The sequence below is a fragment of the uncultured Porticoccus sp. genome, from assembly GCF_963975625.1.
Taxonomy (GTDB): Bacteria; Pseudomonadota; Gammaproteobacteria; order Pseudomonadales; family Porticoccaceae; genus Porticoccus.
The window spans coordinates 1-16,672 of the sequence record NZ_CAXBHS010000001.1 but is presented as its reverse complement, the minus strand read 5'-3'; the positions used below and the strand labels follow the sequence as shown (position 1 = coordinate 16,672).

The following is a 16,672-nucleotide window of genomic DNA, read 5'->3' as shown; positions in this document are numbered from 1 at the left end:
ATTCCAGTCACCCAGCCCAGTCAAAAAAGAACCCGGCAGAAAAGCCAAGCAAAAAAAACGGCGACCAAAGGTCGCCGCTTTCATACTCACACTTACTTACAGAATAGATCAGGCAGACAGGCTACCGTTTACTTTTCTGCGACGAACCAAGCCCATCAGCAACAGGCTGGCTGCCAGCAAGCCCAAAGTAGCAGGCTCAGGGATGTTTTCAGTGGCCAGAATCGCAAACTCGAGCTGGAAGCTGCTAGTCTCATTCTCCGCAGTAACAAAGCCAATGCAGTTGTCACCAGCGCCGGCTGCATTGCAAGCCTCTTCAGAAAGAGGAGCCAGACCCAGTGCTGCAACGTAGACATCGTAGGTGAAGTCACCATCCGAGAACGAATCGATCAGGAAGGCCAATACAGAGCCGTTGTTAAAGGCTTGTGCCGTTGCCAGACCAATCAAGTCGCTGGTGAGCGCGAAAATATCACCACAGCCGAATCCGTTGAATGGAACACCCGCCGGGCAGGCACCGGGATTGCCGGGGTTATTGGTTGTTTCGGTAAAGTCCACACCGAAAGTCACTTCCTGAATCTGGTCAGGGCCGCCACCGTTTGGTGTCAGGACAACATAATCCTGTGCTGCCGTGCTTGATAGAGATGTACCAGTAATCACATAGTTATTGTGGGTAACTACCGGGCCCAGGGCGAAGGCTGTAGCATTCACATCCGTCGAAACCATCAAACCAGTCGCACCACTGCCACTGGTCAGGCTATTACTCGGGGTGGTGCTATCGCCCGCAGTAGGGTTAATTACCAGGCTACTGACACGGTCAAAATCATTGGATTCTGTGCCCCAACTCAGTTTGGTAAAACCATCGACATCAGAAACACCAGAGGTTGCACCTTCTTTTACAACACCCGCGGGGTTGATTGGCTCTACCCACTCAAATTCTTGGGTGTAGTCAAAGGAGGTGATCATGGTTGCCGCTGAAGCGCTGCCCACCATTGCAGCACTGAGGCCCAGGCCTATAGCTAACTGCTTTACAAAATTGTTCGTTTTCATTTATTCACTCCTAGAACCTTACAGTTCCATTGTTTGCCGAAAAGATGACTCTGCGTCTAAACGTCTTTAAAAGTCTTTCTCTGTTTAGAGGATTATCAGATAAAAACTGATTATCCTTTCCGTAATATTCAGCACAAAGCATGCCAAGATTAGAGCACCCTCCAAAAAAAACATTATATTACTGATATTAAAGGATTTTATTGAGGAATCTTCGTGAGGGTCGAGGCAGACGCTTGAGGAGAACTTGCGGTCTGTAAAGAAACCTGACGGTGCCGGCAGACTTAAAAACAAACGTCTTAGCCTGTTGCCCCATGATCAACCCCTTATCTATACCGGAAGAAATGTGTGCGACAGGGTGAGAGACCCACAAGGTTGTCACAGATAGTTTTGACCCTGCTTCGCAGGCGGCTCATAATCCGGCCATGACAGATAAAGATACGATCCTGCAATTGGTCAATGCCGGGCATCGCGCGCCCTCCGCCGACAATTCACAGCCCTGGCATTTCCACTGGAACGGCGAACAGCTGTCATTGCGTTATGATCACGCCAGGGTCACCGGCCGCACTTTTCCCCCCGACAACCAGGCAACGCTGTTATCGATGGGCGCCGCAGTGGAAAACATCGTCAATGCTGCGCAGCAGAGGGACCTGAAAACGGAGATTCACTGGTGGCCCGAAGGTGAGGCCAACGGAGCCTACTACGCGGCTATGGACTTTAAGCCATCACCCGTCAAGCCTCTGCTGGAGCGCACCAAACAATACCCATCGATTCGTCATACCAATCGCTTCCCCTACAAGAATACGCCGCTTCCCCAGGATGTTCTGGACAGCCTGGGAGAGCTATCTGAAAGCAGCGCCAGACTGATAACCATCAATGAACCCAGACAGATCAGGCAGGTTGGGCAACTGGTTAAATCGGCCTCAGAAATTCGCTTTCAGACCAGAGAGGTTCACGAGTGGCTGATGGCCAGCCTGCGCTTTTCCGAAGACAGTGTAAAAGAAGCTGACGGACTGGATTTAAAGACGCTGGCACTACCGCTCGGCGGCTCGTATCTGCTGAAATTTATCGGTGACTGGAATCGTATGAAAATGCTCAACCGTCTGGGCATCTACAAGTTTCTGGCAACAGTGGATTCAGCACCTGTCGCTGGTGCACCGGCACTACTGGCGGTGATTGCCCCGCCGGATGCCACCGGCGCACTTGATGCCGGAATGCTGCTCAACCGAAGCTGGAGCTATCTCAATGGCCAGCATATCGCCGCTCACCCGTACTATGTAATATCTGACCAGCTGGCGAGACTGTCCACCGGCACAGTCCCTTCTGATCTTGTTGGCGCAGCGACAACGCTGGCAAACAACTGCCAGAGCACACTGGGCCTGTCCGAGGGAGAAAGCCTGCACATGCTGCTCAGAGTCGGCTATCCCAAAAAACAGACACCACCCTCCTCGCTGCGATTACCTATCGAAAAGGTTTTCACCGATACCTCTACCCGATAACCGGGGAAAATCGGGCAATCCTTACCGGATCCCGAGCCTTTTTTTGGCAATGAACAAACCAAGTTTTTGTATCGGATTGGCATTTCCCCAGGGTCGCCAGGTTGTTTTCAGGCAATTGCGGTAGGCATCAAAGTGAAGCCCATAGGGGGCTGCAAGAATCTCCCCGCGGTTGAGTAGAACCTTGAGCGCGTGGGTGGCAGCAACACCGGCACAGAGTTCGCAGGCCATATTGGTTGACGGGCCTTTGTGGGCTGCCAGGTCGACCCTGTTATCATCCACCAGGTAGGCAGACTGCAACATGGCAGGTGACAGCCCCAGCAAAAAATGCAGGAGCTGCTCGTTTTCTGACAACCCCGTCATTCTGAAGTATTGCTCGAAGGTCATTTTCCCCGGCATAAAGCAAAGCAGGGCAACCCCCATACCGAGAGGTGCCGCTGTAATAGCCGGGATACCCTTGTCGGCACAGGCAGCGAATACTGCCTGCCTGATATCCAGAGCAAAAAAATCCAGCCCATCAACATAGAGGTCGACACCGGCGAGAAACTCGTCGAGGTTGTTGAGAGCCACCCCCTCAGGAAAGGTCTTTATGTCGAGCTCGGGATTGATAGCCGCCGCCATCTCTGACAGCACGTCAGCCTTGGCCCTTCCCAGGTTGGGAATGGTCGCTCCGACCTGACGATTAAAATTAGCCAACTCGAAGATATCCATATCAGCCACGTGGAAGCTGCCGACGCCGAGCCTGGCCAGGGAAAGCAGATGACTGCCACCTACACCACCCAATCCGGCAATAGCAATTCGCCTAGCGGAGAGCAGCTGCTGCTCAGCCTCTGTCACCCATCCCAGATTGCGGGAAAATGCTGTTTCATAATCAAAGGTCTCTGCCAAACCTCACTCCCCGCCAAAACTCAATCTACTTTTCATGACGCCAACTATCTGAGCATGACAACAGTTGAGTAACTACCGACTCATAACCGATGCCTGATAACCGCTATTCACCAAAGGGTAAATCGCTTCATACAACCCACGCAAATTGGGCAGCATTCCTTTAATTGCCTTATCCGTCGTTGAGAAATAGGGCGCTCTAAGCCCGTGATAATCCACCTCTCCTCCCACCTTTTCAAAGTCAATTCCGGACTTCGCCAACAAACGAGGCAGAAAGGGTTCCATCATCGCAAATGCCATGGTCATACCAGTGATTTCTGTAAGAGAAGTTGCCGCCAGGTATGCGGCCACCGAAATCAGGGAAAACGTACGGCGCTCATGAAATGAACAATCGATTGCATCCAGATCACCGAAACGGGTTCGTCCCTCCCCCGCACGCCGCCTGAAAGCTCCGTCAACAGCCAGCCTGGAAACCTCACAAATCGTCTCGCGATTGAGATGGAGGCTGTCGAGAAGCTTTCTGTCCAGTTTATCACCACAAAAAGCCTCCATCGGGAGATGTGAAATCCCCTTATTGCCGGCAGGCACCAACCTCACACAGGCAGCACCCCTATTGGTTGCCTTGTGTCTCACCAAGCAGTGCAAGGAGATATCATCAAAGGCATCCCATTCTTTTTTGGCGGGGAAGCGGTCTATCGGTTCGTATTTGAATTCTTCGCAATAAACACGGTATCTGATGCTATAGACTTCCGCTTTCTGCTCGGGAGTTGCAGCATATTCAACGGTGAAATAACGTTGGAAATCCTCGGCTATGGACAACATACTTTCGTTCATAATGCTTCCCTGTGACCCTTGTCAGATCAGCTGTTTATCCTACAGCAAACTTTCACTGGTACTTTCTCACTACAGTAAAGCACAACATGCTCTTTCCAGCGAAAACCCGCTCCCCGCTTTTCTAATCACCGCAGAGTGAGCATGACTCATACGCCAGAACCAATAAATACAGATTACCCCCCCCGGAGATTAACACCCATTATGTGAACTGTATCACTTTCCGGGCCCAGGAAAGACAACCTCTGTTAACGGCTCCACCTAACGAAGCACATTCCGGGGAAGTTCATCAATCAAGCCAGTTACTGCCGAGTCCAGCAGCTGGTAGGTATTTTCAAACCCCTTGACACTGCCGTAAAAAGGGTCGGGGATTTCCGGTTGCTCAGTCTCCGGGCAAAAAGAACGAATCAACGCCAGCTTGTACACGAACTCATCAGGGCACATCTGCAGCAGGTCCCGATAATTGTCCTGATCCATTGCCAGGATGTAATCAAATTTTTCAAAATCCTTGGCAACAACCCGCCTGGAACGGCCGCGTTTCAGTTTAACGCCAAACATACGGGCTACCTTTCTGGCCCGCTCGTCAGTTCTCTGGCCGGCCATACCGGCGTGGGTCCCGGCAGAATCCACCTTGACCATGCGCTGCATGCCATGGGCCTTGAGTGCGTGCACCAAAATCCCTTCTGCCAGAGGTGAGCGACAAATGTTATGTCGACAGACCATCAATATGGCCACCCCCCTCATAGGCGTGCCTCGTCTGGCTGGCCGACATCACCGCTTTCCGCTGGTCTTAGCAGGCTGGCAAAAATATACAGATAGAAAATCCAGCTCACTCTGGCGGAGTCCAGTGGCGAACCGAATAGACCAAAGACCGCGATAGCGATGACACCCACAGAAAATGCGACATACAGTGGCAATGTATTCTGTGGCAGGCATGGCACCAGTGCCGCAATGAGGCAGAGCAGCAAAAACAGCCCCAACCCGATCCAGCCATTGTCATACCAGGACTGCACGTAAATATTTTTGATATGCCAGGGCAAATGCGCAAAATCATTGTAGAAGAACCAGTAATCAAGTCCTTCGGCAAACCCACCGTTGGTGAGCAAATTTTCATTACCGGAACCAAATGTCACGTCGTCCAGTTCAACTACTGTGCCCCTGGAAAAGTTTTTCAGGTAGAGGGTCGTAGGCCAGCGTGAGAGCCGTGACCGCTTCCCCACATTGGCTGAATCCAGGGTGGTCGACACCGTGGTGAAATGATTGCCCATGTCCGCAAAGCGTATGGAAGACGCGTGGCAGTTTGCTCGAAAATTACTGGCAAAAATCAGGTTTCTCTCGCAGATAAACACCGCCAGGCGGGCTTTATCCGGCGCCCTGACCCTAAGCTGCAGGGTGTATTCAGTGTCTGGTTGAACGGGAATTCGCTGACCAAAGGCGAGATCTTCACCGGGGCCAAGCCGAAGATACGCATTACCATCGTCGCTCTCGATGGAAAAGCTGCCGACAGCACTCACCTTTTCGGGAAAGCGGTAGGCGTAGTCCGCCGGGAATGAACCAACCCCGTTACCCAACAACCTCGCTCGCCAACTACCGGAACCCGCATCCACAACGTTTTGCCAATGACCCAACCGGGAGTCCAGGTCGCTGGCCACCGTGTCCATACGCTCGTTAAATTTATAACCACCCAGTGCCACCGCAAAAACGCCCGGCAACATCACCAACAGCACTACCGCCAGAAACTGATTGAAGTATGGCTGCGTCCGGAGCCGGACAAACAGAACCATTGCCAGTACATAAAACAGCAATTGTGCCAGACCAATGGTCAATGCGTGCCCGGCTGAACGGTCCACCCAACGGCTGTCAAAATGGGCACTGATGGCGACAAACAGAAAAAGACTGCCGGCAAGCACCCAGCAAACCACCCCCAGCGCTCTGTGTCGCTGCGCCAGCCAGCCACCGATCAACGCAAAAACAACCAGTCCGGCAAAGGCGGCAAGGGCATAGCTGCCACCGCGTGAAAATGACAGCCAGGCTGCAAGCATCCCCACCATCAACGTGCCGCCGATCAACAGAGAAGGGAAGCCACTCTGCCTGATTCCCGCGCGCCAGCGGCACACCATGGAAAGCACCGCATAAGCAACACAGCCAACAAAGAAACTCACATAGGTTGCGCGGGTAAATCCCACCGTGGCGCAATAGGCCAGTGCGCAAAATGCTACCAGCGCATAGATTTTCACCACCCGCCCGGAACCATGAAATATCCCGTACAGGGTCACCGGCAAAAGCAGCAGCACAATGCCGTCAATCACCTCACCACCGGTGTGCATATCTGAAAAAATGCCAGTGGTGCGATAGGCCGATGCCAGATCAAGCAGCGAATTGACCACGTGATACCAGGCACTCCAGGACAACAGCACACCGAGTGTGCCCCGCTCCCAGAGCACAATAACGCCCAAAACCAACGCTGCTGTACAGAACCCCGCCACCAGACAGTTAACAGACCGGTGGCGGGCACGACTGAACACATTGAGCCAGAGAGGGGTCAACAATAGCGCCCAGAGCATGCCCCTGATCAGTTTGTAGCCATATTCCGGCAAATAATACGGGTTACTGGTGACACTCTCGGGCGGAAACAGGAACACATTCCAGGCCGAAAAACCGGCCAGCACCACCGCACAATAGGCTGCGATGAGCAGCAAAGCACCCTTGCGATGGGCCAAATGCAGATCAAAACGCCCGGACAATAGTGAGAACGCTATTGTCGTCAGCATCAACAGATCCAGCTCATTGAACAGAAATCTGCCCGTATAAGTGGCAAGGTCCAGACTGACCGTCGCAACCGGCAGCACCAGCAACCAGAGGCGCGGGACAAAAAACAGCAACACCAGGTAAACCAGAGCGACAGCAACCAAGATGTTCCCCACCAGGGGAAAAGACAGAAACGGATACAGTGCCAGTAGCAATAATGACAAACCTGCCAGTTTGCCAGAGATATTGAGAACGGGATTTGGCCCCGTATTTTTTATTGTCTGGCCAGAGGGCATATCAGCGTTCCATTTAAATAATATCGATCATTGGGCAGCCGCAGCAGCCTCAAGCAATGCATTGACATACGCCGAGGGGATGGCATAGCTGATAGCAGAGGGGTTGTGCAGCATGGCTTCTTTTGATTCTTTAACAAACACACTATTGATCACAGCAACGACTCTACCCGTCTCGACATCGTAAACCGGGCTGCCGCTGCTGCCAGGGTAGGCTGTTGCATCGAGCTGATACACCTCAAAAGGCTGGCGGGCACGTTTGATTTGCGCGGCCGTCAGCGTGGCAGAGGACATGGCTGGCATCACGATGGGCGTCACTGCAGACACAATACCCCGATGCGTGACTGGCTGCAGACCCAGCACCAGCCCAATGGGGAACCCGGTAAAGGCAACCTCTTCACCCTCACGCAAGGTGCGCGAACTCTCCACCACCAATGGGGGAAGGGCGGGGCCGACAATCTCCAGCAACGCGAGATCGTGGGCTTCATCTGTCCGGATCAGGGTCGCCGGATAGACGCGGGAGGCTTTGCCTTCACCGCTAAACACTGCCAGCAACTCTTTTTTTTCATTATCGAGTGGTTTCTGGATGACATGGAAATTGGTCACCACCTGTCGGCCGTTACCCACCACAAAGCCGGTACCCCGAAAAGTCGGCAGTTGCCCCCGACCATCCGGCCCCTTGTTCGGAAAGACCGTGCCGATGCCGACCACCCCGCCCCTGATCTTGTCGATGGTATCCGGCAGCCCGGCCACAACCTGACCGACCGGCATCAGCGATAAACCGCACAGCAAAAGCAGGTAACGTACCAATAACCTCATGAGCTGGAATCCCCGACCGTCCGCGTTGAGCTTTGGCCACAGGTTACGTGCATTTGATAAAAATCGCTATAATCGGGCATCTTCCGATAAACCGGGACAACTCAACGAACGGATCGCGCCCACCATGTCAGACCTTCTTCACCAACTCATCAGTCACCAGTCCATGCGAACACCTGATGCGATGGCGCTGTATTTCAAGGACCGTCAATTCAGTTACCGTGAGTTGCAACAGCAGGTCGACGCTGTCTCATGCGGCCTGCTATGTGCAGGCCTGAATCGCGGTGAACGGGTCGCAACCTATCTGCCAAAAGTGCCGGAAAATGTTTTCGGTCTGTTTGGAGCCGCCCGCGCCGGAGGGGTGTTTGTCCCGGTCAATCCCCTGCTCAAGGCCAACCAGGTGGCCTACATTCTGCGCGACTGCAATGTCCGGATACTGATCACCTCGGCACAACGGCTGGAGCAATTGGCTGCGGTACTGCAGGAGTGCCCCGATCTGCGGACTGTGGTGATTATCGACGACAAACCCCGGCCACCGTCAGTAGCAGCAACGCATTATGCTCTGCTCGGCTGGGACAGCTTCCTCAGCAGTCAGAACTGCCAACCACCCCACCCACATATCGACAGTGACATGGTGTCCATCCTCTATACCTCGGGCAGCACCGGCAACCCGAAAGGCGTCGTACTCTCCCATAAAAACATGGTCACCGGCGCCAGAAGCGTTGCGTCCTATTTAAATAATCACGCGGATGACCGGCTGCTGGCGGCCCTGCCCTTCAGCTTTGATTACGGACTCAGCCAACTCACCACCGCATTCTCGGTGGGCGCCTCGGTCGTCCTGATGGATTACCTGCTGCCCCGGGACATTATCCGCAGCATTCAGCGCTACAACATCACCGGTCTGGCGGCTGTCCCGCCACTGTGGAACCAGCTGGCGCAGCTGGAATGGCCCGGGGAAACTGCTCGCTCACTGCGCTATATCACCAATAGCGGCGGTGCCATGCCGGGGGCCACCACCAACAGACTGAGAGCTGCCCTGCCCGATACAAAGGTTTTTTTGATGTATGGGCTCACCGAAGCATTCCGGTCCACTTTTCTGCCACCGGAGCAAATCGATCAACGCCCCGACTCAATTGGCAAAGCGATTCCCAACGCCGAGGTTCTGGTAGTTCGCCCGGACGGCACACCCTGCAACGCCGGGGAACCGGGCGAGCTTGTCCACCGCGGTTCACTGGTGGCCATGGGCTACTGGAACGACCCGCAGAAAACCGCTGAGCGTTTCAAACCAAGTCCCGGCCAGCCCACCGGGATTCCCCTGCCGGAAACCGCAGTATGGTCAGGCGATCAGGTGCGCAGGGACGAGGAGGGTTACCTGTATTTCATCAGCCGACTGGATGAAATGATCAAAACCTCCGGTTATCGGGTAAGCCCTTCAGAGGTCGAAGAGGTCGTCTACAACCTTCAGGGTATCAGTCAGGCTGCCGCTCTCGGGCTGCCTCATCCAATGCTGGGGCAGGCCATTTTACTGGTGATAACAACACATGGCACAGTAACGGCAGCAGAAGTCCTCCAGCACTGTAAAAAGGAGCTGCCCAATTTCATGGTGCCCCAGCAAATCGTTATCCTCGAGCAAATGCCTCATAATCAAAATGGCAAAATAGACCGAAAGCATCTTGCCACTGAATACCGCGACCTTTTCAAGGAGCCTCAGGCGTGAAAAAAGCATTACCGGAACATGTACCGATGGATCAGTTCAAGGTGATAGACAACCGCCTTCAGGTGGGTCATGTAGCTGTGGACAGACTTGCCGAGCGGGTGGGGCAAACACCCTTTTATGCCTATGACCGACAGCTCATGACAGATCGGGTAGCCGCACTGAGAGGCCAGTTCCCTGAAGATATCCATTTACACTACGCCATCAAATCCAACCCGATGCCCGCCGTTGTTCAACACTTGGCAGGACTGACTGACGGACTTGATGTGGCGTCCCTGAAAGAACTTCGCGTGGCACTGGATACGGGCACCGACCCACGCAATATCAGCTTTGCCGGACCGGGCAAAAGCGATACCGAACTGAAAGCGGCGGCAGCGGCGGGCATTATTATCAATCTTGAATCCGCCGGGGAAATGGAACGGCTGGCGACCATCTGCAACCAGACCGGCCACCGGGCCAAGGTCGCCGTGAGGGTTAACCCCGACTTTGAACTGAAAACCTCCGGCATGAAGATGGCCGGCGGCCCGAAACCGTTCGGCATTGATGCTGAAGAGGTTCCCGCCGTGCTGAAGCGGCTTGGGCAACTCGATCTCGCCTTCCAAGGGTTCCACATTTTCAGTGGCTCGCAGAACCTGCGACCGGACGCCATCATCGAGGCCCAGACAAACACCTTTGCCCTGGCACTGAAACTGGCCGATCACGCCCCGTCGCCTGTCCAGTGGCTGAATATCGGTGGTGGCTTTGGCATCCCCTACTTCCCGGGTGAACAACGACTCGACCTAGCCCCTGTGGCGGATAATCTTGCTACCCTTCTGGCCCGCCACAGGGCCGATCTGCCAGAAGCAGAAATTGTTGTTGAGCTGGGCCGCTACCTGGTGGGTGAAGCCGGCGTCTACGTCTGCGAAGTCATCGACCTGAAAAAATCCAGGGGTGAAACCTATGCTGTGACCAATGGCGGGCTGCACCATCATCTCGCCGCGTCGGGAAACTTCGGTCAGGTGATCAGAAAAAACTACCCCGTGTGCATCGGCAACCGGGTGGCAGGCGAACAACTGGCACCGGTGAATGTGGTGGGGCCGCTGTGTACCCCACTGGATATCCTCGGGGACAAATACGCACTACCGCCCGTTCAGATAGGCGATCTAATTGTGGTCTTTCAATCTGGCGCCTATGGCTATACCGCCAGCCCGCACCACTTTCTGAGTCACCCTGAGCCGGTTGAGGTTCTGGTCTGATCGCCCGACCAACTCGACTACGGCTCCGGGTGATAAAAAATCTTCACCACTACTCAATTCTGTGCTGAGCTGGCAGAATGCTATCCGGCAGGCTGAACGCCCCGGATTCATGACAAAAATGGAACACCCTCTATGAGTTTGCAAGCGGACATCATTCAAATTATCAATGACGTACTTATGCTCGACGGACAAACCACTGAGTTTGACAGTGACACCGGCCTGCTGGGATCCATACCGGAATTTGACTCTATCGCCGTGGTCTCGCTGGTGACGGCACTGGAGGAAGAATTCGGCTGTGCTTTCGACGATGACGAACTCAATGCCGATGTGTTCGCCACCATCGGCAGTCTCACAAAAGTCGTCGAGCAAAAGCTGGACTGATGGCTCACTCCTGCAGGTTAGAACCCGCGTATATCGCCGGGAGCAGAGGCAAACTGTTTGCACTCCACTGCGCACCTGCAGCTCGAAATGACCGTGCAGAATGCGTGATTGTCGCCCCCTCCTTTGCTGAGGAAATGAACCGTTGTCGCTATATGCAGACGATGCTGGCGCAGCAACTTGCCGGCCACGGCATCGCTCTGCTATCCGTTGATCCCTTTGGGACCGGCGACAGTCAGGGCGAGTTTGTAGAAGCCGACTGGCAACAGTGGATCAGGGATATCATCACCGCAGCAGACTATGCCGGGCAGCTCGGCTACCGATCTGTCACCCTGCTGGGTATCCGCCTCGGTGCGCTGCTGGCAGCCGCCGCCGCACCCGAGGTGAAAAACCTGCAACGGCTGGTCTTCTGGCAACCGGTCAGCAACGGCAAGATCGCTCTCAATCAGTTTCTGCGCATCAAGATTGCCGCTGCCATTGGCCGCGACGAGGACGGCGGCACCACTGCCCAGTTTGAAGAACAACTCAACCGGGGGAACAGCATTCAGGTGGCCGGCTATGATGTGTCTCCCGCGCTTTTCAGGGGAGTCCAGGCTGCTCATTTCGATCAATACCTGTCACCCGTAAACGCACCAATCAGCTGGTTTACAGTACTGGCCAGTGAAGAGCGAAGCACCCCCCGCGCCGATCTGAAAACCATCGAACAATGGCGCTCCGAGGGAAAACAGATTGAACATCTGACCAGTATAGGCCCCGCCTTCTGGCAAGCTCACGAACGGACCCTGGCACCCAATCTGGTGAACGAGACCATCAGTCATCTGACCGGGGTACCCCAACATGAATGAGCACGCCGTTGTTTTCCCCTGTGAAGAGGATGCACTGTTGGGCATCGTTCACGCACCGGACCAGGCGGGAACCACCGGCGTGGTCATCATTGTGGCCGGCGGCCCTCAATACCGGGTAGGCGCCCACCGCCAGTTTGTTGTGCTGGGCAGGGAACTGGCTCGACAGGGCATTCCGGTACTGCGCTTCGATCATCGGGGAACTGGTGACAGCGGCGGCGCTTTTCGCGGGTTTCTCGACATGGATGCCGATATTCGAAGTGCCATCGACACGCTTTTCACACAATGTGGCAACCTGAAGCGCGTGATGCTCTGGGGCGAGTGTGAGTCCGCTTCGGCCGCCGCTTTTTATGCCTACAGGGATCCCAGGGTGGCGGGAATCTTTATGGTCAATCCCTGGATCAGAACAGAGGCAGGGCAAGCCAAAACCTACCTCAAACACTACTACTGGAACCGGCTACGAGACCCCCGCTTCTGGCAGAAAATCCGGACCGGCCAGTTTTCGCTGATGCGCTCACTGAAAGCCTGGTTACAACTGCTCAGGCATGTCGCCCAAAACGCCTCCAAAAGCAACGGCGATTCGAAGAAGGCTTCAGACACAGAAGAGCTGACGTCGCTGCCCTTGCCCGAACGCTTAACCAAAAGTCTGCAACGCTTTCCGGGAAAGACGTATATCCTGACCAGTGGCAACGACTACATCGCCCAGGAATTCAAAGACTTCACGTATAGCTCAGCTATCTGGAAAAGCTCCGGGCTGCAGGAGAAAATCTTTTTTAATGACATGGCAGATGCCGACCATACCTTTTCCCGGACGGTCTGGCGTACGGAACTGTTCGAGCAAACAGCGCAATGGCTGAAAAACCATTTGACCGATCAGCCCGATCAAAAATCTGCGAACACCAACAACGACCACTGACTGACCACTGACCGACCACCGAATAATGTTTGCTATTGCCATCCCGCCAAACCCGAATAAATGGACCGCAAACAAAATGGAGCTTACGCCATGACCACCAGCAACCTGCCGCCGCTGCTCAATCACTTCCTGGCGGGTTGGTCCTGCTCTGCATCATCAGCATCCAGCCCAAAAAATTCGCTGGTCAGAATGGTGACAGCGGCCAATAGCTCACTGCCAAATAATTCAATCGAAAACAGCACATCGGCCTGTGCCAGCAGCGATGAGCTTTACCAAACCGATAACGGGTCCAGTTTTGCCATGATTGGACAACCGCAGTGGACCGAGGAACACCTGGCCAACAAAGCCCGCGAGGAGGGCCATGGCGCAGCATTGGCAATGGCCCACGCTGAATACGGCAGCCGCTTTTTACAAGTATTAAGGGGCCCGTTCGCCTTCGCGGTTATCGATACCTCGACGGATACGGTGATGCTGGGTACCGACCGGATGGGCCGTTACCCACTTTATTACACCGAGATCGATCACGGACTGGTTTTCGGTTCATCGGCATCCATTGTACTTGCCAATACAACCCCGACTGACGAGGCAGCACAGGCGGCATTGCAAGCCCAGGGCCTGTATGACTACGTCTATTTTCATATGGTACCCAGCCCACATTCGATATTTGGTGGACTAAAAAAATTACCCGCCGGACACCTGCTGCTTTGCTCAGTAGACCAGTGTGTTGTCAGCAACTACTTCCGACCCGTGTTCAGGGAACAATCGCAGGATTCATTCATTAGCCTCGGGGCAGAACTCAAGACACAGTTAAAAGGTGCCGTTGAACGGTGCATCAAACCCGACGTGAAAGTAGGGGCTTTTCTCAGCGGCGGGCTGGACAGTTCCTCCGTTGCCGGCATGCTGTCTGAACTCAAGCCGAACAATGCTCATGCATTCTCTATCGGCTTTTCAGCCAAGGGTTACGATGAGATGGCCTACGCGCGCCTCACCGCAAAACACTTCGGCATCCAGCTCCACGAGTACTATGTCACGCCAGAGGATGTGGTGAAGGCCCTGCCAATGGTCGCCGCCAGTTATGACGAACCGTTCGGCAACTCCTCTGCCCTGCCCGCTTACTTCTGCGCGAAACTGGCCGCCGAAAACGGTATCCAGTGCCTGCTTGCCGGCGACGGTGGCGATGAGCTGTTTGGTGGCAACGAACGCTATATCAAGCAACGGGTATTTGAAAACTACCAGAAGTTTCCCGCAGGCCTGCGGCACGCATTCATTGAACCGCTCATCAATGTCCTCCCCAATGCCATACCACTGGCTGGCAAGGCAAAAAGCTACCTGCAGCAGGCCAATGTTCCGCTGCCCGACCGCCTTCAGAGTTATAACTTCCTGCATCGCCATGCCGCGAATGAAATTTTCGACGATGAATTTCTGGCGACAGTCAACACCCAGGCGCCGCTCCAGTTACTGAGAGAAACTTACCATCGGGCGACTGACGCCAGCACGCTCAATAAAATGCTGTATCTGGACTGGCAATATACCCTGGCGGATAACGACCTCAGAAAGGTCAGCCACATGTGTGAACTGGCTGGCGTGGATGTCGCTTATCCCATGCTGGATGACGGTCTGATTGACCTGTCATGTCGGGTACCGAGCGACTGGAAGATCAAAGGCAACGACCTGCGCCATTTTTACAAAGCCGCACTGAAGGATTGGCTGCACGACGACACCATCAACAAGAAAAAACAGGGCTTCGGCTTGCCGTTTGGGGTATGGATGGAAACCCATAAACCGCTTCAGGAAATGGCCTATGACCATCTACTGAACCTGAAAAAACGCCAGTTTTTCAAACCCGACTTTATTGACCAGACCATAGAACTGCACAGAAATCAGCATGCTGCCTATTACGGGGAACTAATCTGGATTCTGATGGTGCTGGAAATGTGGTTGGCGAAGCGCCAATAGTATGAGCCAGTAAAAACATCAACAAAAAAATCGACTAGCAACTGATACGCAATCCAAAAATGATGTCAGTTATTTTTGGAAAAGATCGCCTTAAAGTAACCAGTCATCAAAATACTAAAGATCTAGCTTCATTTAGGAAAGGGTTGGGCTGGCTTGAGTAGTGGCGAAATGCCATGTGTATAAAAATGTATGCAAAAATAGTAGTTCCTTGCGCATGTTAGTGTCATTTTTTTATACGGAGGTCCTCTGATGGATACGCCTGTTAATCTTGTTGTTTTTGCTTCAAGAGAAAGCTTTATAGCAATAACGAATACTTTATCGTGTGCTATAAAAGCAGTTCCAGAAGGATCAAGGATTGATGTATTGATTAATGGAAATAAAGATCTGGCTGACCAGACGTACCATTGGGCAACACGCAGTATCCCTCACAAAACCAGGCACTTGCAGATATGGAATATACCTGTTGGGGACAAAGGTAACGCCTGGAATCAGCATATCCATGCGATATGGCAAAGAGATATGGATGCAATTTACATTGACGGCTATGTGCGTGTAACAAAAGATGCCATCTCAGCACTATCTCGGACTCTGGCATACAATGCTTCTTCTCTAGGAACCAGTGGGCTACCAACAATCGGAGCCTCTGCTGCAAAACTGCGACGTCAAATGCAAATCGAAGGAGGCTTTCATGGCAACCTCTGCTCTATCAAATCAGCAGCACTTGAACAAATTAGAAATCGTAATATTCGTATTCCTCTTGGGATATATCGCGTTGATGGGTTAATGGGAGCTTTTTTATCGTTTGGTTTGGATAGCAGCATGCACACTTGGGATCCGTTTCGATTCATTCCGCTTACAGCTGAGGCTTCTTGGGTTTGTGATAAAAAAAAGTGGTTTCATGTTCGAAGCCTTGTTGCATGGAAAAATCGTCGAGAGCGCCAAGCCCGTGGAGACATCGAAAATGCAGCGATCAAATACCATCTCACCGAATTAAAGTGTCTGCCCGAAGCACTACCTACAAATATACGCAGCCTTGTTTCAGCATGGAGTGATTTGAGGCCATTAGATGCCCGCACTTTGATCAATCGAAGCTCTAGGCATCGTGATGCAATGGCATTTATAAGTAAGTATGTCCCACCTGCACCAGACACCTGTACCGCTTACAAATTATCAAGCATGCATATGACTATCGCTTAGCTCCGCCTCACTAATGACAATCCCACCCGGAAAACATACTACCCACACAAGAAACCCCGATAAACTATTCAACACTAAGGTATAAAATAAATTTACTCGAAACTTTAAAAATATTAAATCTATTCACCTGTTTTATGTTTATATTACTTATGAGCAATTTTTTGTTCATTGAAAAAACTCCTGAAAAACACCTCTATAAATAATACAGCTACCATAGGAAGGGAAACTTCTGTTCCGTCCGCCATTTTATACTCTTCGGCATTAGCTTCCCGAGATACCCATGACTTGTAGACACTCTGTATAGTTAGATCGACCTATATGGAG

14 protein-coding genes are annotated in these 16,672 nt (G+C 53.0%); 8 read left to right on the top strand and 6 right to left on the bottom strand.

The window, feature by feature from the left end; translation table 11 throughout:
* Positions 1-108: 108 nt before the first annotated feature.
* On the bottom strand, positions 109-1,044 hold the full coding sequence (locus AACZ64_RS00070; protein WP_293615611.1) for a THxN family PEP-CTERM protein: 936 nt from the start codon (positions 1,042-1,044) through the stop codon (positions 109-111).
* A gap of 422 nt (positions 1,045-1,466) precedes the next feature.
* Here AACZ64_RS00070 and AACZ64_RS00065 point away from each other — a divergent pair, with 422 nt between their 5' ends.
* Complete coding sequence (locus tag AACZ64_RS00065; protein ID WP_293615594.1) at positions 1,467-2,540, top strand: hypothetical protein; 1,074 nt, start codon at positions 1,467-1,469, stop codon at positions 2,538-2,540.
* Positions 2,541-2,561: 21 nt separating this feature from the next.
* On the opposite strand, the gene AACZ64_RS00060 is transcribed toward AACZ64_RS00065, so the two are convergent.
* The 5 genes from AACZ64_RS00060 to AACZ64_RS00040 all read right to left on the bottom strand — a co-directional run bounded on the left by AACZ64_RS00060 (position 2,562) and on the right by AACZ64_RS00040 (position 8,113).
* Positions 2,562-3,425 carry a ThiF family adenylyltransferase gene (locus tag AACZ64_RS00060; RefSeq protein ID WP_339639566.1) on the bottom strand — a complete coding sequence of 288 codons (864 nt, stop codon included), beginning with the start codon at positions 3,423-3,425 and terminating at the stop codon, positions 2,562-2,564.
* Between the two features lie 72 nt (positions 3,426-3,497).
* Positions 3,498-4,256 carry a PEP-CTERM/exosortase system-associated acyltransferase gene (locus AACZ64_RS00055; RefSeq protein WP_293615596.1) on the bottom strand — a complete coding sequence of 253 codons (759 nt, stop codon included), beginning with the start codon at positions 4,254-4,256 and terminating at the stop codon, positions 3,498-3,500.
* Positions 4,257-4,514: 258 nt separating this feature from the next.
* Positions 4,515-4,976: a low molecular weight protein-tyrosine-phosphatase gene (locus AACZ64_RS00050; RefSeq protein WP_293615597.1), complete on the bottom strand. Its 462-nt coding sequence runs from the start codon at positions 4,974-4,976 to the stop codon at positions 4,515-4,517.
* Positions 4,977-4,993: 17 nt separating this feature from the next.
* Positions 4,994-7,297 carry a hypothetical protein gene (locus tag AACZ64_RS00045; RefSeq protein ID WP_339639563.1) on the bottom strand — a complete coding sequence of 768 codons (2,304 nt, stop codon included), beginning with the start codon at positions 7,295-7,297 and terminating at the stop codon, positions 4,994-4,996.
* Between the two features lie 27 nt (positions 7,298-7,324).
* Positions 7,325-8,113, bottom strand: a complete 789-nt coding sequence (locus AACZ64_RS00040; RefSeq protein WP_293615598.1) for a serine protease — start codon at positions 8,111-8,113, stop codon at positions 7,325-7,327.
* Here AACZ64_RS00040 and AACZ64_RS00035 point away from each other — a divergent pair.
* The 7 genes from AACZ64_RS00035 to AACZ64_RS00005 all read left to right on the top strand — a co-directional run bounded on the left by AACZ64_RS00035 (position 8,112) and on the right by AACZ64_RS00005 (position 16,348).
* Positions 8,112-9,827, top strand: coding sequence for an acyl-CoA ligase (AMP-forming), exosortase A system-associated (locus AACZ64_RS00035; RefSeq protein ID WP_339639562.1), 1,716 nt, complete (start codon positions 8,112-8,114; stop codon positions 9,825-9,827). The two genes, AACZ64_RS00040 and AACZ64_RS00035, sit on opposite strands and share 2 nt — an antisense overlap.
* Positions 9,824-11,059 carry a pyridoxal-dependent decarboxylase, exosortase A system-associated gene (locus AACZ64_RS00030; RefSeq protein ID WP_293615600.1) on the top strand — a complete coding sequence of 412 codons (1,236 nt, stop codon included), beginning with the start codon at positions 9,824-9,826 and terminating at the stop codon, positions 11,057-11,059. Before AACZ64_RS00035 ends, AACZ64_RS00030 begins: the two co-directional genes overlap by 4 nt.
* 132 nt (positions 11,060-11,191) lie before the next feature.
* Positions 11,192-11,440 (top strand): phosphopantetheine-binding protein, encoded by a 249-nt coding sequence (locus AACZ64_RS00025; RefSeq protein ID WP_036858589.1) that lies wholly within the window; start codon positions 11,192-11,194, stop codon positions 11,438-11,440.
* Positions 11,440-12,282 carry a hydrolase 2, exosortase A system-associated gene (locus tag AACZ64_RS00020; protein ID WP_293615601.1) on the top strand — a complete coding sequence of 281 codons (843 nt, stop codon included), beginning with the start codon at positions 11,440-11,442 and terminating at the stop codon, positions 12,280-12,282. Before AACZ64_RS00025 ends, AACZ64_RS00020 begins: the two co-directional genes overlap by 1 nt.
* A complete protein-coding gene (locus AACZ64_RS00015) occupies positions 12,275-13,195 on the top strand; it encodes a hydrolase 1, exosortase A system-associated (protein WP_293615602.1) in 921 nt (306 codons plus the stop codon). The genes AACZ64_RS00020 and AACZ64_RS00015 overlap by 8 nt, the downstream gene beginning before the upstream one ends.
* Positions 13,196-13,285: 90 nt before the next feature.
* Positions 13,286-15,151 (top strand): asparagine synthase-related protein, encoded by a 1,866-nt coding sequence (locus AACZ64_RS00010; protein WP_293615603.1) that lies wholly within the window; start codon positions 13,286-13,288, stop codon positions 15,149-15,151.
* A gap of 249 nt (positions 15,152-15,400) precedes the next feature.
* Positions 15,401-16,348, top strand: coding sequence for a hypothetical protein (locus tag AACZ64_RS00005; protein WP_293615604.1), 948 nt, complete (start codon positions 15,401-15,403; stop codon positions 16,346-16,348).
* Positions 16,349-16,672 lie beyond the last annotated feature (324 nt).

Coding starts and splice junctions, on each gene's coding strand:
- AACZ64_RS00045 (WP_339639563.1), bottom strand. CDS start 7,297: ATGCCCTCTGGCCAGACAATAAAAAATACGGGGCCAAATCCCGTTCTC.
- AACZ64_RS00035 (WP_339639562.1), top strand. CDS start 8,112: ATGAGCTGGAATCCCCGACCGTCCGCGTTGAGCTTTGGCCACAGGTTA.
- AACZ64_RS00070 (WP_293615611.1), bottom strand. CDS start 1,044: ATGAAAACGAACAATTTTGTAAAGCAGTTAGCTATAGGCCTGGGCCTC.
- AACZ64_RS00025 (WP_036858589.1), top strand. CDS start 11,192: ATGAGTTTGCAAGCGGACATCATTCAAATTATCAATGACGTACTTATG.
- AACZ64_RS00055 (WP_293615596.1), bottom strand. CDS start 4,256: ATGAACGAAAGTATGTTGTCCATAGCCGAGGATTTCCAACGTTATTTC.
- AACZ64_RS00020 (WP_293615601.1), top strand. CDS start 11,440: ATGGCTCACTCCTGCAGGTTAGAACCCGCGTATATCGCCGGGAGCAGA.
- AACZ64_RS00015 (WP_293615602.1), top strand. CDS start 12,275: ATGAATGAGCACGCCGTTGTTTTCCCCTGTGAAGAGGATGCACTGTTG.
- AACZ64_RS00040 (WP_293615598.1), bottom strand. CDS start 8,113: ATGAGGTTATTGGTACGTTACCTGCTTTTGCTGTGCGGTTTATCGCTG.
- AACZ64_RS00010 (WP_293615603.1), top strand. CDS start 13,286: ATGACCACCAGCAACCTGCCGCCGCTGCTCAATCACTTCCTGGCGGGT.
- AACZ64_RS00050 (WP_293615597.1), bottom strand. CDS start 4,976: ATGGTCTGTCGACATAACATTTGTCGCTCACCTCTGGCAGAAGGGATT.
- AACZ64_RS00065 (WP_293615594.1), top strand. CDS start 1,467: ATGACAGATAAAGATACGATCCTGCAATTGGTCAATGCCGGGCATCGC.
- AACZ64_RS00005 (WP_293615604.1), top strand. CDS start 15,401: ATGGATACGCCTGTTAATCTTGTTGTTTTTGCTTCAAGAGAAAGCTTT.